Genomic DNA, 22,629 nt, shown 5'->3' with positions numbered 1-22,629 from the left:
CTCACAAAAGCATGTTACGCAACGGTACGGGCGGAGCCTCTGGACGTCCGCTTGGCGTCGGATCTCAGCAATTTCTCCGCTTCGCGCTGCAACTGCCGCACCCGCTCTCTCGATAGCTGTAGCTCGTTGGCGAGTTCGGCGAGCGTTACCGGATCCTGCTCGTCGAGGCCATAGCGTCTTACCAACACGTAGCGGCTCTTGTGTGGCAGGCAACCGATGGCTTCCCGTAGCCGCTCTTTTTCCATCCGCGCCATCACCTCCTCTACGCCTTCGGATGACGACTCATCCACTATGAAGTCCCCCAGCCTGGAGGATTCGTCCTGCGAAAGGACCGTCTTATCCAGGCTGCCCGGCTCGGGGGTGATGTTCTTTGTTTCCTGCACCTGCTCGGCGCTCCAACCGAGCCGCCGTGCCAGCTCTTCATCGGTCGGCTCGCGGCCAAGCTCCAGCGAAAGAGCCGCTACAGCGCCTCCGACCTTCCTCACCCTATCTCCGGCATGCACCGGTAGCCTTATGGTGCGCCCCTTATCGGATAGAGCCCGGCCCACGGACTGCCGGATCCACCAGGTGGCGTAGGTGGAGAAGCGGTATCCTCTTTCGGGATCGAACCTTTCCACGGCCCTGATCAAGCCCAGGTTGCCTTCCTGGATGAGGTCCGCGAAGGGCAAGCCCATGCCCCGGTACTTCTTCGCCACGCTGACCACCAGCCTCAGGTTCCTCTCGATGAGCGTCCTGCGGGCCAGCTCATCACCAGAGTGAGCGCGTCTGGCGAGGTTAACCTCCTGTCGGGGACTCAGGAGCTTACCCTGGCCTATGCGCTCCAGATACCCCTGCACGAGCTCCGGGGCCTCTTCTACCCGGCTATTCTCTTCCTTCATCCGTACCCTCTACAGGGCCCGGCACTCGCTGTAACCACAATCGTAGCCGACACGAATGGCTCCTTCTGGTGGGCGCATGCTTAGACCTCCACGGCGCTTGTATTACCAGGCTACGGGAACTACCTCTCTTGCTTCTCCCTGGCCTCTTCTAAAATGGAGAACACCTCGCTTATGAGCGCCTCGCGTTTCTCCGGGGGGAGGTCTCTCGGGTGCATGGTCTGCTTGTCGGTCTGCAGCCCGTGTAGCTCGGCCTCCTCGGAAAGATAGCGGTCTATGACCTTGACGACGGCCTCCACCTTCTGGCGAGGCAGATGGTCACTATTACCAAACCACTTGTTCAGCATTATGCTCCTCTCCTCTCTCAGCCTTGCGGTCTAGCGTGGCCGCACCGGCTTACCGTCCCGCGGTTTGTACCGGCTCGCAGACCGAACCCTTCCTTTCCCGGAGTCCGAGCAGAAGGGACTGGTCGTCTCTGGCTTGCCGGTCTTGACCGTTTGTCCTGTGGAGGGAGGCTCGCAGCCGTAGGTGGCAGGAAGGCCGCTACCTCGTTCGAGGGCGAGCCTTACGAACGCCTCCCGGTCCAGGCTCTGGGCCTCGCTCCAGCCATCCAACCCGTACAACTCGGCCAACTCGGCCAACTCGGCCAACTCGGGCGGCGAAGGATCCAACACCACCCGCTCGGTGCCTGCATACAGGCAGTGCAGCAACGAGACTAGCTCCCCGGCGCCGACCTCCCTGAGCGCCCAGCCACTCTCGACCTCTTCGGCATCATCTGTATCATCGGCATTACCTCTCAGAGCCTCTCCGAGAAATGTCCCGGCCTCGGACTCGAGGCTAAACACCACCAGCGCCTTCTTACCCGCAGCCAGAGTGCTCCTCCACGCCTCCGTAACCTCTATACCGTCTGTAACGGAGACCCGGGGCCTGACTATAAGCCAGAACGTTTTCGGGTGGCCGCTCATCACGAGGCCTCCTCCTTGGCTAAGGACCCTGCACGCTCTAACTTCGAGACGCTTGAGAGTCGGGACTGCGTTTCATAAGGCCGTATAGAAGGCGCTCCATCCCGTCGCATACCTCGTCTCTCGCCGTCTCCGGCGTGTCCGAGGCAGCCACGAAAAACGCTCCTTCCACTAATGCACCGTTGATCAGTCGCGCCATCGGCCCGACCGGCCGTGGCTCCATGAAGCCCTCCGCTATAAGGGCTTCGAGCCCGGCCTCGATCTTGCCGACCGCGTGCCGCGCGTCTATCTCACGCCACTGCCAGCCCAGCACCGAGGGCCCGTCCAGAAAGAACGTACGCCTCACCTCGGGATCGAACACGGCGTCCACGAATGCCCGGTACCCGGCCATTACAGACTCCGGGAGCGTGCCCTCCGCGTGCTCGGCCGCCTCGATCTCCTCGTCTATCTCCCCTTCCATCTCGTCTACCACCTCCCGGAACAGGTCCCGCTTGTCCTCGAAGTGATGGTAGAGCGCACCCCGTGTTAGCCCGGCGCGCCTCACGATCTCCTCCGCGGCCGTCCCGTGATAACCCCTCTCGGAGAACAGGGAACGGGCCGCGTCCAGCAAGGCCCGCCTGGTGACCGCCCGCCTCTGTGCCTGTGTACGCCGTCCGGTGCTTTCCTCATTAACATTCATTCTGTACGTATATTACTATCAAAGAACAGGGAGATCAAACCGGGAGTTGGCCGCGGGCTCGTTTCCTGGCCGCGGTGTCGGCGATAAACACCGCCCCGATGATGAAGGTTGCAAAGAATATGTGAGACTGGACGAGAGCGCCGATAACCACGTTCTTGCCGATTACGGGCACGTTCAGGTCGCCGATGGGCACGGTACCAGCCCCCTATCCGTTTATCGCGAGGACCACGATCGCCACGCTGACAAGCAGGTTCACCTGGGAGAGGCGGGAGGAGAACGCACCCAGCTTTCTCCGTTGTCCGGCAAAGGACCTGGCCTCTTCGGGGCTCCCCGCCTCCGCTTCGGCGGCGGCAAGCTCCGCGATCCTACGCCCGAAGTACGCCCCGTGGGCCCCGACCAGACCGAGCAACACCACAAGCAGTACGTACTCGATAACGAAGAGCACGCCAAACCCGAGGACCAGTCCATCCAGAACGGCAAAGAGCAATAGTAGCCCAAGGTTCGCGTTCGCCACCCTGGCGTAGTATCGGCCTACCATCGAGCGCACCCCGACCCGCTCGGGCTCGCTCCATTTCATGGCCTTGAACGCCGGAGAGACCACGAAGGTGGTGAAGACCACCCCCCCGAGCCAAGCCCCGGCCAGCATCACGTGCAGCGTGTGTACGAGCGTCTCCATAAGAAACACCTCCCCGAACCTCGGCAGCCAGAGCCTTATAGCACCCAATATATTACTAAATTAGTCATATTATTGCAACATCCGCGTTTATACCGGCTCGTCCACTGTTAAATTCGGGGCGCGTTTGGTAAGTACGGAGTTAGACTATCCTGGCCCTCGCCGGTCCCTGGCTATGCCGAAGAGCCGGCGAGAGGGACGGCCGATTTATCCTGTGAAATTAGCGCCCGGCTTCAAACCAGCCCCTGCGAGACCATTGCTCTGGAGACCTTGAGGAACCCGGCGATGTTCGCCCCGTAGACGTAATCGTCGGCGAGGCCGTACTCCCCGGCGGTCGTGTGGCATACGCGGTGGATGTCTTTCATGGTGGCCCTGAGGGCCTTGTCCACGGCCCCGAAGCTCCAGGGCTCCCGTCCGGCGTTCTGGCGCATTTCGAGGGCCGAGACCGCCACCCCTCCGGCGTTCGCCGCTTTACCCGGCGCGAAGATCACCCCGGCTCTGCCCAGGGCTTGCACGGCCTCCGGGGTGGTTGGCATGTTCGCCCCCTCGGCCACGGCGATACAGCCATTCTCCGCGAGCTTGTTCGCGTCGGTCTCGTGGAGCTCGTTCTGGGTGGCGCAGGGTAGCGCCAGGTCGCAGGGGGTCTCCCAGATGTTGCCGCTCCCGGTGTACTGCGCACGGTCCAAGGCGGCCGCGTACTCGGAGATGCGGGCCCTCTTCTCCTCCTTGATCTGCTTGAGCAACTGTACGTCTATGCCCTGCTCATCGTGGATAACGCCTCTGGAGTCGGAGCAGGCGACCACCTTCGCGCCGAGCTCCTGGAGCTTCTCTATGGCGTAGATGGCGACGTTGCCCGAGCCGGACACCGTGCAGGTCTTGCCCTCCACGACCTGCCCGCGGGCGCCCAGCATCTCCTCGATAAAGTACACGCAGCCGTAGCCGGTGGCCTCGACGCGGCCCAGCGTACCGCCGATAGCCGCGTCCTTACCGGTGATAACGCCCGTCTCGTAGCGGTTGGTGATCCTCTTGTACTGGCCGAACAGGTACCCGATCTCCCGCGGGCCCACGCTGATGTCGCCCGCTGGGACGTCGGTCCTCTCCCCCAGATGCAGGTAGAGCTCGGTCATGTAGCTCTGGCAAAAGCGCATGATCTCACCCTCCGACTTGCCCTTGGAGTCGAAGTCCGATCCTCCCTTGCCGCCCCCGATACCGAGGTCCGTCAGGCTGTTCTTGAAGATCTGCTCGAAGCCCAGGAACTTCACGATCCCGAGATACACCGAAGGATGAAACCGCAGGCCGCCCTTGTAGGGTCCCAGAGCATTGTTGAACTCCACCCTGAAGCCGCGGTTGATCTGGAACTCGCCCTGATCATCCTGCCACGGCACGCGGAACATTATCTGCCGGTCCGGCTCGCACAGCCTCTGCACGACCTTGTACCGGACCAGCTCGGGATACCGCTCAAGTACCGGCCCTATGCACGCCAGCACCTCACCCACGGCTTGATGAAACTCCGGCTCGTGCGGGTTCCGGTCCACCACCTCCTCGTGGATGTCCTCGACCCACGCTCCCATCTTGCTCAACTCAAGGTCTCTCTTCCGGTTGCTCGCAATAACTGCTTCGTGGAAGGCTCAAAAACTTTCTCCCTCCTTGTCCACCGGGGTATCCTACCGTGTGAGGGCCGATACATCTTCTCGTAAGTATTCTCGTAGGTGGCCGTCGTAGGCGAGCGCCCGGAAGCAGTGCCGGGAGGAGCGCTCCCTAGACGGAGCTTAACCGCGAGACGCCGGCCTGCCAAACCCCGCGCCCGCGGCGGCCAGCCGGCAGGATTCGTCATAGCCGGGGAGTCGAACAAGTTATTATCGTACCTCTAGCGTGTCTCTAGCATTTATCAGCGGGGCGCTTAATATCTCCGGGCTCCGGCAGCCCGGAGCCGGATGCTACGTCTCTGGTTGCAGTGTGCTTCTGTAGACCTGGACGGAGCGCCCCGAGCTCTTTCCGGGACTCCGCTCTAGCGGGGCCACGGAGCGTTCTGGAGGGCCCGGCTATCTGGGGCACAGGCTCAGATCCTGAGGGTCGAGAACCTGACGGCCTCCCTATCCGGGGCGGTTAGCGCCCCGAGGACCGTCTCGGCGCAACGTCCGGCGTTCATGGTCGCCGGGATAAGTAGCTCGCTCGCCACGATCTGATCCTCGCCGAAGGCCCGGCACGACTCCTGGAGCAATACGTCCGCGGCGGCCAGCCCCGCCTCGTACAGCGGGTCGTCCTCCTCGGGCTCCTCGGGTCCGAGGTAGATCACGTGCCCGCCGCCACTCTCCTGCATGGCCGGGAGCATGGACGTCAGAGTGTATAGAAGCCCCTTCACGTTTACGTCCACGGATCGCTCGAAGGCCTCGATGTCCAGGCTCTGCAGCGGCGGAGAGGAGCACCTCGCGGCGAACACGAGGATGTCGAGGCCGCCGAACGTCTCCGTCGCCGCTTGAACCAGATGCTCCAGGTGGTGGCGCTTTGCCAGATGCACCCCGAGTGAGACCGCCCGCCCGCCGGAGCCCGTTATCTCCTCTTCAAGCGCCTCTAGCGTCTCGCGGCTGCGGCCGCCGAGCACCACGGCCGCCCCCTCGCGGGCGAGCATCCTGGCCGTCGCGGCCCCGTAGGCGGAAGAGGCCCCGAGGACTATCGCCGTCTTGCCGTTCAAGGTTTGCATGATCTACCTTCTCTCTGCGGGCGGTGGTTTACCGGAAGGACGGCCCAGACCGACCTCGAACTCTCCGAGCTTGCCGCCGAGGTAGCCGCCGAGGAGGTTGGCGAGAAAGAGGGACACGAGCGCTATCAGGATGCCGCCGATCCCGCCCCGCGGCATGGTCAATGGGACACCGCCCGAGAATAACGCCCCGGCGGTCGCGAGCAAGATCGCGGCCACCAGGATAATGGCGGCGATCACGGCCACGGTACCAAGTACCGCGACCATTGCCCCGTTCAGGCCTCCCCGGTAGTGGGCTACCCTGCCGGCGAGATAGCCGCCAACCCCGTGCGCGAGGAAGCCGACGATCAGGGATATGGTCACCAGGGCCGCGGTGTCCCTTAGCCCGAGCGGGCCGGCGTTGAAGATCCAGTAGTTTGCGGCCCGGAAGGTCAGGTTCAGCACTATGCCCGTGACGATCGCCGCCGCCCACCCCAAGAGCACGGCCTTCCACGACACGCTCGTCTTCAAGCTCTGGATCACGCGCGCACCTCCCTCACTCTCATTCGGACCCCCGGCCACGCCCGGACTCGACCCGCTCCTCTTCCCGGGGGGAGGCGGTCTCCTTCCCGGTTTTGCGGGGCGCCTTACGCCGGGCGTCGCGATTGGCGCGCTCGCGGGCCAGGGCGGCCCGCGGGTCGCGGCTACGGTACTGCACGTAGCGGCGGCGGGCGTAGCCCAGCGGCACGCTCCAGGCGTGGACCAGGCTGGAGAACGGCCACAACCCGAACAACACGAACGCCGCCAGGGTATGTAGCTGGAAGATCACGGGCACCCCGAGCATCAGCCCGCCCTCGGGACGGAATATGAACAGGCTCCTGAACCAGGGCCCGATGGTCTCCCGGTACTCGAACTCGGACTGTAGCTCGTACTGCGCTGAGTAGACCCGGTAGCCGATGGTCGCGGCCATGCCGAGCACTATGACCAGCAAGAGCAGGGCATCTGTTACGAACTTTATAGTGTCCGTGCTGCGACGGATGCGGGGGTTGAACCAGCGCCTAAGGTTCAGGATTAGTATGCCAACCAGCGCCACGAACCCGACTAGGACCCCGACCCACAGAGCGAGCAGATGGTAGTTGTGATCGGTGACGCCGATCGCCCGATAGACGCCTATCGGCACCAGCAGCCCCATGACGTGACCACCGATCACGAACAGCAGGCCCCAGTGGAACAGCAACACGCCCCACATCAGCATCCGCCGCTCCAGGATCTGGCTGGACTTCGGCGTCCAGCCGTACTGGTCGTAGCGGTAGCGATATAAATGCCCGATCACGAACGTGACCAACGAGAGGTACGGGAAGATCACCCACAGAAACTGCTCCCACAGAGTCAACTCACTCAACTCACACCTCCAAGCGCCCCGCCGGGCGGGGTCTCCGCGCCGTAGGGCTCCAGCCCCACGGTCTCCTGCGGCGGCCCCTGCGCGATGAGCTTCCGCAGGTTGCCGATCTCCTCCTCGTCCAGCTCTGGCAGCATCCCGGCCAGCGTCTCGACCAGCGGCGCGTACGGGCTCTCGTCACGCCCCAGCGAGCGGTGTATGAGCTCTATAGCGCCCCGGAACTCGGCGAGCAGCCGCCCGCCGGCCTCGGGCTCGGCGGCGGCGAACTCCAGCACGAGCGGCAGGTGATCCGGCAGCTCGGTAGAGTCCAGCTCGTATCCGGCGGCCTCGTACACCTGCTTGATCTCCGCCAGAGCCTGACCCCGCAGCCGCTGATCTCCGTAGGTGTAGTAGGAGAGATACAAATTGCCGCGGCCGCGGAAGTCGAAGGTAGCGGTGTACTCAGCCTGCAACCGGTGCGTCTCTGCGCCCAGCCAGTAGTCCAGGAAGTCTTGCATCGCCCGCTTCTCGGCGGAGTCCGGCAGCTCGTGCACGGCCTCGGCCACCTCCTCGCGGTGGGCGAGGACCACGTCGTCGGGGTAGCGCAGCAGTATGGAGAGCAGCTTGAAGACCATCATGCGCCCGCGCCTCCCGGCTCTCCCTTGAGGTGGAACGCCTCGAAGTCGGCCTTCTTGGTGAAGAGCTGCACGTTCGGGGCCTGCGTGTTGCCGCCGGCCCGGCGCTCAAGCTCTTCCTTCATGGCGTAGAACTCCTCGCTGCGCACGGACTTGCCGGGGCTGGCGCCGCCGGAGGGCTCGGCGCAGCTCCCGGGGCCGCCCTCGAAGTCCAACCCGCAGGTTCCCTGCTGCTCGTCCAGCTTGGCCGCGAGCTCCTTGTGGGCCTGCGGGATGACGTAGCGGTCCTCGTACTTGGCTATCGCGAGCAGCCGGTACATGTCGTCCACCTGCTGAGGCGTCATGCCGACGGCCTCGGCGGCGGCGTGGTCGGGCTGGCCGGTCAGGTTCTCCTCCCGCTTGTAGGAGCGCATCGCGGCCAGGCGTTTTAGCACGTCCCGGATCACCTCCTCGTCGCCGGCGGAGAGTATGTTCGCCAGGTACTGGGCCGGGATGCGCATCTCGTCTATGGCCGGGAAGACGTCGTCGGGGTCAGGCTCGCCGTCCTCGACGAGGCCCATGACCGGCGAGAGCGGCGGCACGTACCACACCATTGGCATCGTGCGGAACTCCGGGTGCAGCGGCAGCGCCACGCCCCACTCTATCGCCAGCGGGTAGATGGGGGACCGGCGGGCGGACTCGATCCAGTCCTCAGGGATGCCGTCGAACCGGGCCTGCTCCCTAACCTCCGAGTCCTCGGGATCCAGGAACACCCGCTTCTGGGCTTCGAGCAGCTCGTCCTCGGGGACCGAAGCCGCCTCCTCGACCATGTCGGCGTCGTAAAATATCAATCCAATGTAACGCAGGCGTCCGACGCAGGTCTCGGAGCAGATGGTGGGCTGTCCGGCCTCGATGCGCGGGTAGCAGAGGGTGCACTTCTCGGCCTTGCCGGTGTTGTGGTTGAAGTAGACCTTCTTGTAGGGGCAGCCGGAGACGCAGTAGCGCCAGCCGCGGCACTGCTCCTGGTCCACCAGCACGATGCCGTCCTCCTCGCGCTTGTACATCGCGCCCGAGGGGCAGGAGGCGACACAGGAGGGGTTGAGGCAGTGCTCGCAGATGCGCGGCAGGTACATCATGAACACGCTCTCGTACTCGTGCGTGATCCTCTCTTCGAGCCCGTCGCGGATGTTTGGGTCGAGCGGGCCGGTCTCCTTCGCACCGGCCAGGTCGTCCTCCCAGTTCGGCCCCCACTCCAGCTCCAGCGGGTCGCCGGTGAGCTTGGAGATAGGCTGGGCGACCGGCTGGTGCTTGGAGGGTCCGGCCTTGGTGAGCGTGTCGTAGTCGTAGGTCCAGGGCTCGTAGTAGTCGTCTATGGCGGGCAGGTCGGGGTTGTAGAAGATGTTGACGAGCTTGTTGAGCTTGCCGCCCGCCTTGAGCTTGAGCTTGCCGTTCTTCGTTTCCCAGCCGCCGCGCCAGCGGTCCTGGTCCTCCCACTGCTTGGGGTAGCCGACGCCGGGCTTGGTCTCGACGTCGTTCCACCACATGTAGTCGGCGCCGTCGCGGTTGGTCCAGACGTTCTTGCAGGTTACCGAGCAGGTGTGGCAACCCAGACACTTGTCCAGGTTCATCACCATCGCTATCTGGGCTTTGACGCGCACTAGTACTCCACCTTTCCCTGCCGCTTGCGGATTACGGTCAGCTCGTCGCGCTGGGAGCCCGTCGGGCCGTAGTAGTTGAAGAAGTACGAGAGCTGGGCGTAGCCCCCGATCATGTGCGTGGGCTTTACGTAGATCTTGGTCAGCGAGTTCTCCGTGCCGCCGCGGGTGCCCGAGACCTCGCTGATTGGCACGTTCAGGTGCCTATCCTGGGCGTGGTACATGATCGAGGTCCCCTCCTGGATGCGGGGCGAGACGACGGCCCTCGCCGCCACGACGCCGTTCTGGTTGTACGCCTCCAGCCAGTCGTTGTCCGAGACACCTATCTTTTCGGCGTCGCGGTCGCTGATCCAGATCACGGGGCCGCCCCGGAAAAGCGTGAGCATCCTCAGGTTGTCCTGGAACTCGGAGTGGATGGACCACTTCGAATGCGGCGTGAGGTACTTGAGCACCACCTCCGCCGCGCCGCCCGACGCGTCGGTGCCGGTGAGCGCGCCCAGGTGCTTGCCCAGGTTGAGCGGCGGCCGGTAGGTCGGCAGTCCCTCGCCGTACTCCAGCATCCACTCGTGGTCGACGTAGAAGCTCTGCCGGCCAGACAAGGTACGCCACGGGATGGAGCGGTCGACGTTTATGGTGAACGGCGAGTAGCGGCGCTCACGGCCCTCGGTGCCAGACCACTCGGGCGAGACGATGACCTTGCGCGGCTGTGACTGTACGTCGGCGAAGGTGATGCGCTCCTCCTCGCGGTCTTTTGCGAGGTCGGCGAGCTCGCGGCCGGTGCGGGTCTCCAGCTGCTTGAAGCCCTCGACCGAGAGGCGGCCGTTGGTGGTGCCGGAGAGGGCGAGGATGGCTTCGCAGACCTGATCCGCCCTCGCAAGCGACGGCCGACCGTCGGCGGCGACGCCGCGCGCTGTGCCGTTCTTGCGCTTTAGGTGCTCGACCTCTTCCTCGGGCTTCCAGGTAACGCCCTTCGCCCCGATGCCGACGTTCTCGACCGCCGGGCCGAGAGCCTTCATCTTCTCGGCGACGAGGCCGTAGTCGCGCTCTATCTCTATTAGCTTGGGCATGGTCTTGCCGGGCACCGGCTCGCACTCGCCCTTTTTCCAGTCGAGCACGCGCCCGTTCGGCTGGGAGAGCTCGTCCGGTGTATCGTGCTGCAAAGGCGCGGCGATGAGATCCTTCCGCACGCCGAGGTGCTTCTTCGCCAGAGTGGAGAAGGTTTCGGCGACGCGGTTCCAGATGTCCCAGTCGCTCTTCGCCTCCCACGGCGGCGCTATCGCCGGGTTGAAGGGGTGGACGAAGGGGTGCAGGTCGGTGGAGGAGATATCGTTCTTCTCGTACCAGGTCGCCGTCGGCAGCACCACGTCGGAGTACAGCGAGGAGCCGTTCTTGCGGAAGTCTATGGTGGTCAGGAGATCCAGCTTGCCCTCCGGCGCCTCCTCGTGCCACTCCAGCTCCTCGGGGCGCATACCCTCGGGCATCTCCTCGGAGCGCACCGCCGCGTCCGGGACGCCGAGCAGGTGCTTTAGGAAGAACTCGTGGCCCTTTGAGGAGGAGCCGAGCAGGTTCGAGCGCCACAGAGTCAGAACGCGCGGGAAGTTCTCCGGCGCGTCCGGGTCCTCGGCGGCGAAGCGCAGGCGCTCCGCCTTGAGCTCCTGCACGACGTAGTCCTGAACGCTCAGGCCCTCCTGCTCGGCCTCGGCCGTGATCTGCAAGGGGTTGCGGTCGAAGCTCGGGTAGGAGGGCAGCCAGCCGAGGCGGGCGGCCTGGGCGTTGCAGTCGGCGAAGTGTTTGCCCTGGAACGTCCCTTTGCCGGTTGGCGAGGCGAGCTCGTCGGCGGTGAAGGACTCGTAGCGCCACTGGTCTGTCGCCAGATACCAGAGTGGCGTGCCGGCCTGGTGGCGGGTTGGGCGGTTCCAGTCGAAGGCGAAGGCGACGGTGGACCAGCCGGTTATGGGGCGTACCTTCTCCTGGCCGACGTAGTGCGCCCAGCCGCCGCCGTTCACGCCCTGGCAGCCGCAGAGCAGGATCAGGGTGAGCATCGAGCGGTAGATCTGGTCCGAGTGATACCAGTGGTTCGTGCCCGCGCCCATAACGATCATGGACCGTCCGTTCGTCCTCTCGGCGTTGCGGGCGAACTCGCGCCCGATCCTGGCCGCCCGCCCGGCGTCCACGCCGGTGACCTCCTCCTGCCACGCCGGAGTGTATGGCTCGGGGTCATCGTAGTCCCGCGGCCACTCGCCCGGCAGCCCCTCGCGCCCGACGCCATACTGCGCCAGCAGGAGGTCGTACACGGTGGTTACGAGGTGTTCGCCGACGCGTCGGGCGGGGACGCCGCGACGGATCACACCTCCCCCCTCCGTCTCGCCGACGTCGAAGCGCGGCAGGTCCAGCGCGACCAACTCGTCGTGAGCATCGAGCAGCGACAGGCGCGGCTCGGTCTCGCCGAGCTCCAGGTTCCACTTTCCAACACCCTCGTCGCCGTAGCGGAAGCCCAGAGATCCGTTCGGCACGACGGGCTCGCCCGTGTTCTCGTCTATGAGGACCGTCTTCCACTCGGCGTTCTCACCCTCGTCTCCGAGGTCCGCTGCGTGCAGGAGGCGATCCGGCACGTAGGCGCCCTCCCCGTCGCGCTCGGTGAGGGTGACGAGCATCGGGAGGTCGGTGTTCTTGCGGACGTAGCTCTGGAAGTACGGCACCTGCCTATCTACGAAGAACTCCTTGAGGACGACGTGGCCCATCGCCATCGCGAGTGCCCCGTCGGTGCCGGGCTGGGCCGGGAGCCAGTGGTCGGCGAACTTGGTGTGGTCTGAGTAGTCCGGGCTGACGACGACGGTCTTCTGGCCCTTGTAGCGGGCCTCGGTCATGAAGTGGGCGTCGGGGGTGCGGGTAATGGGGATGTTCGAGCCCCACATTATGAGGTAGGAGGCGTTGAACCAGTCGGCGGACTCGGGCACGTCGGTCTGATCCCCCCAGACCTGGGGCGAGGACGGCGGGAGGTCGGCGTACCAGTCGTAGAAGCTCGGGATGACGCCGCCGATCAGCGAAAGGAAACGCGTACCGCTAGAGTAGGACACCATGCTCATCGCCGGTATCGGGGAAAACCCTACGACCCTGTCGGGACCGTACCTCTTGATGGTGTGCACGTGGGCGGCGGCCATCATGTCCGAGACCTCGTCCCACGAGGCGCGCACGAAGCCGCCTTTGCCGCGCCGGGACTTGTACGCTCGCGCCTTCTCCGGGTCCTCTACGACGGCGGCCCAGGCGTGTACCGGGTCTCCGGTGCGCGAGAGCTCCTCGCGGTACATCTTTAGCAGCTCGCCGCGTACGTAGGGGTACTTCACGCGGCTCGGAGAGTACGTGTACCAGGAGAAGGAGGCTCCACGCGGACAGCCGCGGGGCTCGTACTCGGGGGTGTCTGGGCCGTTTGAGGGGTAGTCGGTCTGCTGGGTCTCCCAGGTGATGATGCCGTTTTTTACGTAGATCTTCCACGAGCACGAACCGGTGCAGTTGACGCCGTGGGTGGAGCGGACGACCTTGTCGTGCTGCCAGCGCTCGCGGTACACGTCCTCCCACTCGCGGCCACGGTTGTTGACCTCGCTCCAGCCGTCCCGGTCGCCGCCACCCCGCCGGAAGTACTGCATCCCACGGAGCAGCGGGTGGTTATAAGAATCGCTCACCGGGAGTCTCCTTTCGATTGTTCGGGTCGGGATTGCCAGGTCCAGTTGGTCAGCCAGCCGACGCCGAGTATGCCTATAACGGCCAGCCCGGCGACCACCAGAAAGCCGCGGGCGTAGGCTAGATCCCCGGCCGCAGAGCCCGCTATGGCACCCATGATCGGAGGCAGCAGAAAACCACTCAGGGCACCGAGGCCACCGACCCAGCCGGACGCTCCGCCGACGGCGTTCGGGACGTAGAACGCGACCAGCTTGAAGACTATTGCGTTCTGGAGCCCCATGCCGGCCGCGATCACTATGGTCGCCACCACCGCGGCAGAGAAGCTCGCCGAGAGGGCTATCCACCCGGCTCCGAGGATAATGAGCAGGAAGTTGCCCGTAAGGGCGTAGCGGATCGAGACGTGATCCGAGAGCATGCCGCCAGGGACCCGGATCAGGGCGGTGATGAGGCTAAACATCAACGTCAGAAGCCCGGCGGTGGTTGCCGCGACGGTGTGTGTCTGGGTCCAGTAGGTCGGCAGCCAGGCCGTCAGGGCCAGAAATCCGCCGAAAGATATGAAGTAGAAGTACACCAGCGCCCAGGTCGCGGGCACCCCGGCGGCGCTCCTCAGCCCCGCCCAGGTCGAGCCGGTCGGGATGAGATCCTGCCCGTGGCGCTGCAGCTCTTCCCGGCCCGCCTCGGCTCCCTGCTTCTGGAGCTGGAACGATGGGGCGTCTTTTATGAATATCGCGTACACGACGACGATGATCGCGAGCCCGACGAACCACAGCCCGTAGGCGGTGAGAATACCGAGCGAGGCGACGACCGCGGGCAGTAGCCACGAGAAGATTCCGGGTCCCGTGTTACCGAGTCCGGCGTAGATCCCGAGCGGCCCGCCCTGCTGACGTTGGGGATACCAGTAGGAGACCTGCGATATGCCAACCGAGAAGGTCGCGATACCGCAGCCGATCAAGACCCCCAGCCCCATGAGAACCGGGAACAGCCCGTCCATGTTGTCCGGGTAAGAGGTCCCGAGCACCACTAGCAGGCCCGCCATTCCGACGAGCGTGAGGCTCAGGAGCCACAGGAAAGGCTTCTTGCCGCCGGCCCGGTCCACCCAGGCGCCGAAGGGTATTCGTAGCAGGGAGCCCGTGAGGTTCGGTATGCCGGCCATGAGACCGGCCTGTAGCGGCGTCAGGCCGAGTATCTCCACGAAGCGGGGCACCATGGGCCCGAACACGGCCACTCCGGCAAACCCGCCGAAGAACCCCAAAGTCGCCAGCCAGAGTGCTCCCCGCCGACTACCCTGTATCGTAGCCTCCGCTCCCTCACTCATCCTCGCCCTCCTCTCCAGCTGGATACAACGTCCCTGATCTCCAGGACCGCCTCCTGGACCGACCCGATTCCGACACCCCACCTGACGCCAACCTTGGGTAGGACGCCCGGTAACGAGTAACGCTCACCGGCAACAATCACGCGGGAGGTATGGACCTTCGCAAAGACCAAACCCAAGGATGCCGCCTCCTCCGCACGCCGCCTGTATAACCAGTTGAAATATTACTATTAACGTAATAGTAAATCTAGCGGTCCCGGTGGAAGCGAGTGAAGGGAAGCACGAAGCGACGCCGGCGAGGTACGGCCTCCAGCGTTTGTTGGCGGGATGGTCGTCCGGGCTCTTTTGCGAGTGATCAGGGGAATGTAAAGAGGGTGGGTTCCGCGGCGCGGATAACTCGGCCGGGACGGCGCCTCCGGGCAAGGTAGGGCGGAGGAGCTAATGCCCTTTCAGGATGTACGGGTTCGCGCTCGTGAGGGTAGGCCGAGGAGGCCCGGGATCAGCCTGGAAAAGCTCTCTGGACGCGAGGCGGCTACCAGGAGGACCGTGCTGACCATGCTCGTATTCTCCGCGCTCCCGCGGCTCTTAGAGGCGCCCCGCGCCCGGCCGAGTTATCCGCGCCGCGGAACGGGACTTGTAGGAGATCCGGGTTGGCACCGGCAGCCACGTCAGCCATTCCCTGTCTCGTGAGAGATGGGCGGAGGCTCCTGGTTTTTCTAGCTGGTCTCTAGCTGGTCTCCAGCGGGAAGGCTCCGGCTGCCGTTTCGGAGACGAACTCATCCAGGGTCTGAGAGCCCAGGTACTCCAGGATGGCACCCTGTCCCTCCTCCCAGGCGTCGTGCATTGCGCACGGCCTGCCCTCGCCACAGTTGCGGTCCTTCATAATGCACCTCGTAACCTTGAACGGTCCTTCTGCGGCCTCGACGGCGTCGCGGAGCGTAATCTCCTCCGGCGGCCTGGCGAGTGTGGAGCCGCCACCGCGTCCGGCGTGGCTCTGTACGAGGCCGGCGTGAGAGAGCCGGGCCAGGATGCGCGCCAAGAGCCGCCGCGGTATTTTGGCCTCGGCCGCTATGGTGTCCGCGTTGACCCGCTCTCCGAACCGGGCCAGATATACCAACGCCCGCATGGCGTAGCGTCCCTCACTACTCAGTTCGAGTCTCATATCTACCCTTCTATAAGCTTGGGCTGGTGCTCTCCCGCTTCTAGCCGTGGCTTCCTACTATAGGTGTCTATGCGTACGGGTCCGGTTTCCTCGACGATACCGACCAAGAACCCGGAGTCTACTACGGTGATACACGAGCCTCCTACCTCCGGAACCCGCCCTCACCCAGCCTCCACAATATAGGACCCATCGTACCCCAAGACGCCGCGATCAGGTCCGCCAGGTGTTGCGGGTATGCTGCTGGTTCGTTGATGGTTTGTTGCTGGTCCAGCTCCAGCACGGTCTCCGGATAAGCTCCACCGGCACCCCTCCATAAACATCCGGTGGAGACCAGCAAAGAGCGGCCCAGGCGTACTCCGGTCCGGCGGGAGCAGAGGACCCACACCATCTCCTCCCGGAAACCGATCACCTCATCCGGAAGGTTAGACAATACAAGTGAAAACTCGGGACGTGACCGTGCCGCCCACGCAGGGGATGCGGGGACCCGCGGCGGAGGCCAGGCAACCGAAATGACCCGTGGAATGGGAAGTCCGGGTGTAGGCCGTTTACGGCCCTTGTATCCGGCGTACTCCGTGTAGACTTACAATCCTCTCGGCCCTTATTCACAGACCCGTCGTCCTCCCCCCCTCCCGCTCGATCATCTCCCCCGCGGCGAGGCTCCGAACCGGCGGCGACAGTCCCGTTTCACGCAGGCGTTCAAGCAGTTGCCGGGACTCCTTAGGGCCCTCATAGGATGTCGCCCCGTCCCGTACACTCCACCGCGAAAACTCGTATTGCACATTCCCAATACTATCACTATTATTGTAATGGTAGGCTCGCGCCTGATTCACGGAGCAGCGACAGGAGGAGAGTATATGTCGAGTAGGCCACATCCCGGCTCGGAGCGGCCCCTGCACGGGCCGCTGCAAAGTTTCGACCTGGAGGCCGAGGCGTCTCGGCTGCGTAGGGAGGAAGCCTGGCGGGAGGGCAAGCGCAACTCCATTACCCTGCGCAAGGGCGAGGGGATGAACGTGGTGCTCCTGGTCATGAAGGCCGGTGACAGGCTTGAGGAGCATTCCGCGCCCGGCCCCTTCAGCCTGAGCGTGCGGCAGGGGCGCATTCGTTTCGCTACTACGGAGGAGACTACAGAGGCCGCCGCCGGGACTCTCTTAACATGCGACGCCGAAGTGCGGCACACGGTAGAGGCCCTGGAGGAGGCGGTGTGTCTGCTCACCGTGGCAGGCGCCGGGGGGAGCCCCGGGGCAGAGTCCTCTGAGTAAGGCGTGGATCTAGCGGAGGTCGCGGCCGCAGCCGGGAGGCGGGAGGGTACGGTCTGGACGTTGGAGGAGGGTGAGGACCTCAACGCCAACCTCGTACGGTTTTCTTCCACGGGAGGTATCGGTAAACACACGAATGAAGAGGTGGATGTAATCCTGGTCGGGGTATCCGGTCTCGGGAGCGTGGTGATTGACGGTGAGAAGCACGGTCTTGCGGCGGGAGAGCTGGTTTTTGTGCCCAAGGGTGTGAGCAGGGAGATCCAGAGCGCCTCGGAAGATTTCGCCTACCTGAGCATCCATCGTCGCCGAGGCCCGATAAGGCTCGGAGATAAAGCACACAGGAGGGTACGAGAGGTGCGGGCGGGCGAGTCTGACGGGGGTGGGGAATGAAGCGTCACCCGTATCTTCGGGAGTTCTCGGACGACCATCATCAGGGGCTGGTCATGGCCCGGCGACTGAGAAAGGCTGCGTCCGGAGAAGAGCAGCCGGGGCAGGTTGCGGGTACCTTCCTGGAGTTCTGGAAGGAAGAGACAGAGCCCCACTTCGTCAAGGAAGAGAACGCGCTTTTGCCGGTGCTGGCACGCTCCGGTATGAGGCTCGACAACGAGTCGCTGGTGAGCATGTTCGTCCAGCATCACTATATTCGTACTCTCGCGGCGCGGCTGGAGTTGGATCTCACGCGGCAAGACGTTAAGCACGAAACCCTCGGGGAGCTAGGTGAGCTACTCGATAAACACATCCGCCTCGAGGAGCGTGAAGTCTTCCCGATGATAGAAGAAGCCCTTACCGAAGAGGCGCTAAAAGAGGTCGCGGACAGGCTCGCTGGTGAGTAGATCCTGCCCTCTCTCACCGAGGAAGAGAATCCCCGGCGAATCGCTGCGTATAAGCATAGAACGGTATGTGAGGGCGGCACGAGGTGGAGAAAACCGGGAGACCAGAACTCCCGGGCGGCAAACGATCCGGTAAACCGGGATGGGGATCACGTAGTGGACGACGGAGTCTTGGAAGCAGTGGACGACGGAGTCTTGGAAGCCATGTAGCGGCTGCCCCCGATAGCCGGGAGCGCCGGGCTTACGAGGTACTGGCTTGCGCCGGACGGAGCCTGCGGCGGCGATCACCGGCGCTTCCCGATATAAGCAGGTACACGCCAACCCGGAGCGCGGCATTTCATGAAGAACTCCCAGTCCGCGGCGACCGGTGGCGACGGAGCCTTTGAGGGCCTATGGTCCTAGCGGGGTAGCCTGTTCCCCAGGTACTCCGCCGGGTGCAGGGCCCGGCGTCCGGCGCCGTCGGAGATCTGCTCCCGGCAGGAGGTGCCCGGGGCCACGACCTCGCGGTCCTCACTCTCCCGCACCGCGGGCAGGAGCTTTCTTTCGCCCATCTGCATCGAGGCCTCGTAGTGGCCCTTCTCGTAGCCAAAGAGCCCGGCCATGCCGCAGCATCCGGAGTCCACCGTCTCAACCTCGGCCCCGCTAAGGGCCAGGGCGCGCTCCATCGGGCCGGTCCCGACCAGGGCCTTCTGGTGGCAGTGGCCGTGTAGCAGGACCGGCGGCCCTTCCTTGAAGTCCGGGGCGGCTCCGGCGTCGGTCAGCTCTAGTAAGGCTTCCTCGAACAGGCGGGTGAGGCCGGCTAGCTTCGCCACCCGCTCGTCGCCGGGCAGGAGCTTGGCGTAGTCGTCGCGCATGGTCAGGATACAGCTCGGCTCCAGCCCCACCAGCGGGGTGCCGGCGTCTATGAGCGGCGTAAGGAGACCCAGGTTGCGTCGGGCGTTTTTACGGGCCTCGTCTATAAGACCCTCCGAAAGCATCGGGCGTCCGCAGCAGACCACCTCGGGCAGGCTGACCCGTGCACCGGCGGCGGCGAGCACCCGCACGGCCCCTTCCCCGATCTCGGGTCTCTGGTACTCGTTCCAGGTATCGTTGAACAGCGCGACCTCGGCGCCGGCTCCCTGGGGAAGCCGTGGGAAGCGCCTTGAGAACACCTTCTCCGTGACTTTGGGCAGGTTGCGCCGGGAGTCTATGCCGGCGAGTGAGGCGGCGCGGCGGGCGAGGCCGGTGGAGGCGAGGGCGTTGTACAGGCGTGGCGTCTTCGAGGCCAGGGCCAGGCTGCGTCGGACGTGACCGGCGCCTTTCTGGCGGAGGCTGAAACCGTGCTCTTTGCCGGTCTGGTACAGAACCTCGGTCTTCATCGAGGCGACGTCTACCTGCGAGGGGCACTCGCTCTTGCATGCCTTGCAGCCCACGCAGAGGTCCATCACCTCCTTCATCCTGTCCCCGGTGAGCTCCTCGGGGGGCAAGGTGCCGTCGAGGACGGAGCGGAGCATGTTTGCCCGGGCGCGGGTCGTGTCCTCCTCTTGAAGGGTGGCCATGTAGGAGGGGCACATGGTGCCGCCACTCTTCTTGCGGCAGAAGCCGGACCCGTTACACAGCTCCACGGCGTGATGGAAGCCGCCCTGGGCGGAGAAGTCCAGGCCGGTCTTTAGTGGCAGCCGTTTGTGCCCGGGCCCGATGCGCAGGTTCTCGTCCATCTTCTGGAGTCTAGCGACCGGAGGAACGTCCACGATCACGCCCGGGTTCAGCACGCCACCGAGATCGAAGAGCCGCTTTACCTCCCCGAAAGCCGTGACGATCTCCTCGCCGTAGAGCATGGTGAGAAACTCCGAGCGCGAGAGGCCGTCGCCGTGCTCGCCGGAGATCGAACCCCCAAGCTCCCGCACTAGAGCGGCTACCTCCTCCCCGATACGTCGCATCCTCGCGACGCCCTCGGGCTCGCGGGTATCCAGCGCGGGCCTGACGTGCAGGGTGCCCACGCTCGCGTGGCCGTAGAAGCAGGCCCAGGTGCCGTTACGGTGGACTATCTCCTCGAAGCGGGTAATGAACTCCTCAAGCCTGTCGGGCGGCACGGCGGCGTCCTCGACGAAGGCGACCGGCTTCTCCTTGTTGTTGGTGCCGAGCAAGAGAGGCAGGGTGGACTTGCGCAGCTTGACCGTCTGGGCCATCTCGGCGGAGCCTCTGAGGGGCACGACCTCGGTCGCCCCGACGCGGTTGCCGAGCTCCTCCAGGCCCTCGAAGCGCCGGTCGAGATCCCTCTTGTCTCCGCTCCACTCCACCAGGAGCAGCGCCCGAGGCTCGCCGCGGACGAAGCTCGTGGACTCGCGGTAGGCCGGGGCCTCGCGGGCGGCGCGTATCGCCACCTCGTCCAGGAGCTCTATGGCCGAAGGTTCTTCCTCTAACAGCTCGACGGTTGCGCGGGCGGAGAGGGCCAGAGAGTCGAACTGGAAGGAGGCGAGGGCTCTATGCGCCGGCAGCGGGTGCAGCCTGAGCTCGGCCCGGGTAACGAGGGCCAGGGTGCCCTCAGACCCGCACACGAGCCGCGTGAGATCCACGGTATCTTCCTCTACCAGGGCGTCGAGGCCGTAGCCGGAGACGCGCCGGATCATCTCGGGGAACCGGCGCCGAATCTCTTCGTGGTGGCGCTCTCCTATCTCCAGGGCGCCCCGGAGCAGGACCGCTTCGGCGTCCTCGTTCTCCCGGGCTCTGCGTTCGGCCTCCTCGCGGGCCATAGGCCGGAGCTCGGCCGTCTCGCCGTTCGCCAGGATGCAGCGCAGGGAGAGGATCTGGTCCGCGGTCGTGCCGTAGACCACCGAGCGCATCCCAGCGGAGTCGTTGCCGACCATGCCCCCCAGGGTCGCGACGTCCGAGGTAGAGGTGTCCGCCCCGAACACGAGCCCGTCGGACGCCACCCGGGCGTTGAGCTCGCCCTGTATGACGCCGGGCTCCACGACGCAGCGCCGGTTCTCGACGTCCACCTCAAGGATGTCGCACATCCCCGACACGTCCAGGGCCAGACCCGGAGCCGTCGCCTGCCCGGCCAGGGAGGTGCCGGTGCCCCGGGGCGTGATGGCGAGCCCGAGCTCTCTAGCAGCCGCGAGCGCCAGCCGCACGTCCTCCTCCGAGCGGGCCACGACCACCCCCTCGGGCCGGCGGAGGTAGATAGAGGCGTCCGTGGACCACAAAGAGCGCGAGGCATCGTCCGTGTACAGGCCGCCGTCCAGCCTGCCGTCGAGTGCGGCGTGCAGGCGGCCTTGCAAGTCCTGGAGGTCGCCCTGGAGGTCGTCGTGCACCACGGAGTTTACGGAGCTCGTCATTAGCTACTACTCTCGATGCCGCCCATAGAGACGTACTTTATGTCCAGGTACTCCTCTATGCCCTGGCTGCCGCCCTCACGTCCGAAGCCGGACTCCTTTATTCCGCCAAACGGGGCCTGGGCGACGGAGGGCATGCCGTCGTTGGCCCCGAGGATGCCGTACTCCAGGCTTTCTGCGAGGCGCATCACGCGGCCCACATCACGGGTGTAGTAGTAGCCCGAGAGGCCGTACCGCGTGTCGTTTGCGCGGCCGATGACCTCCTCTTCGGTGTCAAAGCTCATCAGCGCCGCCACAGGGCCAAAGGTCTCTTCGTCTGAGACGAGCATGTCGTCCGTCACGCCCGTGATCACGGTCGGCTCGTAGAAGTATCCGCCGCCACCCACCTCGGCCCGCTCGCCTCCCAGTATTACCCGGGCGCCCTTCTCCTTGGCGTCGGCGACGTGACGCTCGACCTTCTCTACCGCTCCGGGACCGATCAGGGGCCCAACGCCGACGCCTTCTTCGAGGCCGTTGCCGACCTTCATCGCGGCCATCTCCTCGGTGAGCCTGCAGGTGAACTCTTCCACGATACCGCTCTGGACGTAGATGCGGTTGGCGCACACACAGGTCTGGCCGGCATTGCGCATCTTGGAGGCTATGGCACCCTGCACGGCGGATTCGAGGTCGGCATCGTCGAAGACTATGAACGGGGCGTGTCCGCCGAGCTCCAGGGAGAGACGCTTCATGGTGTCCGCGGCCTGCTTCATGAGAAGTTTCCCGGTCGGGGTGGAGCCGGTAAAGGAGAGCTTGCGCACCCGCCACTCCTCCATGATGGCGCTCGTGACGGCGGCGGCGTCGAGGCCGGTAGCCACCGAGAGCACGCCTTTGGGTAGCCCGGCCTCCTCGAAGATCTTCGCCAGCTCCAGGGCGGAGAGCGGGGTGAGCTCGGAGGGCTTTATGACCATCGTGCAGCCGGCGGCTATCGCCGGAGCGAGCTTGCGCGTGATCATCGCCGCCGGGAAGTTCCAGGGCGTTATCGCAGCACTCACCCCCACGGGACGCTTTATGACGAGTATGCGCTTGCCGGAAGAGGAGGCGGGGATGGTATCTCCGTAGACCCTACGCGCCTCTCCCGCGAACCACTCCAGGAAGGAGGCGGCGTAGACGATCTCGCCCCGGGATTCCGCTATGGGCTTGCCCTGCTCCAGGGTCATCGTCCTTGCGAGGTGCTCCTTGCGCTCGTGCATCAGGGCCGCGGCGCGCTCGAGGATGGCGGCCCGGTCTTGCGCCGGTCGCTCCGACCACTCTGCCTGTACGGCGGCCGCGGCGTCTATGGCGCGCTGCATGTCCTCCCGGTCCGCATCGGGCAGGGTGGCTATGGTCTCCCCGTTTGCAGGGTTGGCGACCTCGAAGGTCCGCCCGGAGCGCGCCCCATGCCACTCGCCGCCCACGAACAGCTTCTCTGCGGTTTGTATCATCGTCTCCTCTCGCTTATCTGGCGGATCAGCGGGGCCGGGGTGCGGCCGTCCCGGTCCCGGCTCCGGGGCCCACTCTCGAGCCCGCTGATCCCGCCCACCCTCCG

The 22,629-nt window shown here is 65.0% G+C and carries 21 protein-coding genes; 3 read left to right on the top strand and 18 right to left on the bottom strand.

Annotated elements, in window-relative coordinates; genetic code table 11:
• Positions 1 to 14: 14 nt before the first annotated feature.
• From ABD53_RS10470 to ABD53_RS10400, 16 genes are all read right to left on the bottom strand, one after another.
• Positions 15 to 878: a sigma-70 family RNA polymerase sigma factor gene (locus tag ABD53_RS10470; RefSeq protein WP_053057943.1), complete on the bottom strand. Its 864-nt coding sequence runs from the start codon at positions 876 to 878 to the stop codon at positions 15 to 17.
• A 119-nt stretch (positions 879 to 997) separates the two neighbouring features.
• Complete coding sequence (locus tag ABD53_RS10465) at positions 998 to 1,222, bottom strand: hypothetical protein (protein WP_047865715.1); 225 nt, start codon at positions 1,220 to 1,222, stop codon at positions 998 to 1,000.
• A gap of 30 nt (positions 1,223 to 1,252) precedes the next feature.
• On the bottom strand, positions 1,253 to 1,840 hold the full coding sequence (locus ABD53_RS10460; RefSeq protein ID WP_152670727.1) for a hypothetical protein: 588 nt from the start codon (positions 1,838 to 1,840) through the stop codon (positions 1,253 to 1,255).
• A 37-nt stretch (positions 1,841 to 1,877) separates the two neighbouring features.
• The gene (locus ABD53_RS10455) at positions 1,878 to 2,447 is read right to left on the bottom strand and encodes a TetR/AcrR family transcriptional regulator (protein ID WP_047865713.1); all 570 of its coding nucleotides are present in this window, start codon (positions 2,445 to 2,447) and stop codon (positions 1,878 to 1,880) included.
• Between the two features lie 103 nt (positions 2,448 to 2,550).
• Positions 2,551 to 2,709, bottom strand: a complete 159-nt coding sequence (locus ABD53_RS17295; RefSeq protein WP_160309675.1) for a hypothetical protein — start codon at positions 2,707 to 2,709, stop codon at positions 2,551 to 2,553.
• A gap of 12 nt (positions 2,710 to 2,721) precedes the next feature.
• Complete coding sequence (locus tag ABD53_RS16015) at positions 2,722 to 3,192, bottom strand: DUF4149 domain-containing protein (protein ID WP_152670726.1); 471 nt, start codon at positions 3,190 to 3,192, stop codon at positions 2,722 to 2,724.
• 230 nt (positions 3,193 to 3,422) lie between these two features.
• Positions 3,423 to 4,760 carry an NADP-specific glutamate dehydrogenase gene (gene gdhA, locus ABD53_RS10445; protein WP_047865777.1) on the bottom strand — a complete coding sequence of 446 codons (1,338 nt, stop codon included), beginning with the start codon at positions 4,758 to 4,760 and terminating at the stop codon, positions 3,423 to 3,425.
• Positions 4,761 to 5,248: 488 nt separating this feature from the next.
• On the bottom strand, positions 5,249 to 5,890 hold the full coding sequence (locus ABD53_RS16010) for an SDR family NAD(P)-dependent oxidoreductase (protein WP_084709513.1): 642 nt from the start codon (positions 5,888 to 5,890) through the stop codon (positions 5,249 to 5,251).
• Positions 5,891 to 5,893: 3 nt separating this feature from the next.
• Complete coding sequence (locus ABD53_RS10435; protein WP_047865712.1) at positions 5,894 to 6,409, bottom strand: hypothetical protein; 516 nt, start codon at positions 6,407 to 6,409, stop codon at positions 5,894 to 5,896.
• 19 nt (positions 6,410 to 6,428) lie between these two features.
• On the bottom strand, positions 6,429 to 7,268 hold the full coding sequence (narI, locus tag ABD53_RS10430) for a respiratory nitrate reductase subunit gamma (protein WP_235401527.1): 840 nt from the start codon (positions 7,266 to 7,268) through the stop codon (positions 6,429 to 6,431).
• A complete protein-coding gene (gene narJ / locus ABD53_RS10425; RefSeq protein WP_053057940.1) occupies positions 7,265 to 7,882 on the bottom strand; it encodes a nitrate reductase molybdenum cofactor assembly chaperone in 618 nt (205 codons plus the stop codon). Before narJ ends, narI begins: the two co-directional genes overlap by 4 nt.
• Positions 7,879 to 9,516, bottom strand: a complete 1,638-nt coding sequence (narH, locus tag ABD53_RS10420; protein WP_047865711.1) for a nitrate reductase subunit beta — start codon at positions 9,514 to 9,516, stop codon at positions 7,879 to 7,881. The genes narJ and narH overlap by 4 nt, the downstream gene beginning before the upstream one ends.
• Positions 9,516 to 13,157 carry a nitrate reductase subunit alpha gene (locus ABD53_RS10415; protein WP_047865773.1) on the bottom strand — a complete coding sequence of 1,214 codons (3,642 nt, stop codon included), beginning with the start codon at positions 13,155 to 13,157 and terminating at the stop codon, positions 9,516 to 9,518. The genes narH and ABD53_RS10415 overlap by 1 nt, the downstream gene beginning before the upstream one ends.
• A 32-nt stretch (positions 13,158 to 13,189) precedes the next feature.
• Positions 13,190 to 14,506, bottom strand: a complete 1,317-nt coding sequence (locus ABD53_RS10410; protein WP_047865710.1) for an MFS transporter — start codon at positions 14,504 to 14,506, stop codon at positions 13,190 to 13,192.
• A 724-nt stretch (positions 14,507 to 15,230) separates the two neighbouring features.
• Complete coding sequence (locus ABD53_RS10405) at positions 15,231 to 15,665, bottom strand: RrF2 family transcriptional regulator (protein WP_047865709.1); 435 nt, start codon at positions 15,663 to 15,665, stop codon at positions 15,231 to 15,233.
• A gap of 142 nt (positions 15,666 to 15,807) precedes the next feature.
• On the bottom strand, positions 15,808 to 16,074 hold the full coding sequence (locus ABD53_RS10400) for a hypothetical protein (RefSeq protein WP_047865708.1): 267 nt from the start codon (positions 16,072 to 16,074) through the stop codon (positions 15,808 to 15,810).
• Between the two features lie 445 nt (positions 16,075 to 16,519).
• On the opposite strand from ABD53_RS10400, the gene ABD53_RS10395 reads away from it, so the two are divergent.
• The 3 genes from ABD53_RS10395 to ABD53_RS10385 are packed head-to-tail and all read left to right on the top strand — an operon-like array spanning position 16,520 to position 17,754.
• On the top strand, positions 16,520 to 16,924 hold the full coding sequence (locus ABD53_RS10395; RefSeq protein WP_047865707.1) for a cupin domain-containing protein: 405 nt from the start codon (positions 16,520 to 16,522) through the stop codon (positions 16,922 to 16,924).
• A 60-nt stretch (positions 16,925 to 16,984) separates the two neighbouring features.
• Entirely contained in the window at positions 16,985 to 17,311 is a 327-nt protein-coding gene (locus ABD53_RS10390; protein ID WP_160309674.1) for a cupin domain-containing protein, read from the top strand.
• The gene (locus ABD53_RS10385; protein ID WP_047865706.1) at positions 17,308 to 17,754 is read left to right on the top strand and encodes a hemerythrin domain-containing protein; all 447 of its coding nucleotides are present in this window, start codon (positions 17,308 to 17,310) and stop codon (positions 17,752 to 17,754) included. Before ABD53_RS10390 ends, ABD53_RS10385 begins: the two co-directional genes overlap by 4 nt.
• A 395-nt stretch (positions 17,755 to 18,149) precedes the next feature.
• On the opposite strand, the gene ABD53_RS10380 is transcribed toward ABD53_RS10385, so the two are convergent.
• Positions 18,150 to 21,068 carry an FAD-binding and (Fe-S)-binding domain-containing protein gene (locus ABD53_RS10380; RefSeq protein WP_053057938.1) on the bottom strand — a complete coding sequence of 973 codons (2,919 nt, stop codon included), beginning with the start codon at positions 21,066 to 21,068 and terminating at the stop codon, positions 18,150 to 18,152.
• Entirely contained in the window at positions 21,068 to 22,525 is a 1,458-nt protein-coding gene (locus ABD53_RS10375; protein ID WP_047865705.1) for an NAD-dependent succinate-semialdehyde dehydrogenase, read from the bottom strand. Before ABD53_RS10375 ends, ABD53_RS10380 begins: the two co-directional genes overlap by 1 nt.
• Between the last annotated feature and the right edge of the window lie 104 nt (positions 22,526 to 22,629).

This window comes from Rubrobacter aplysinae (assembly GCF_001029505.1).
GTDB lineage: Bacteria > Actinomycetota > Rubrobacteria > Rubrobacterales > Rubrobacteraceae > Rubrobacter_A > Rubrobacter_A aplysinae.
The sequence above is the reverse complement of the archived record's forward strand: the minus strand, read 5'-3'. Positions and strand labels throughout refer to the sequence as shown.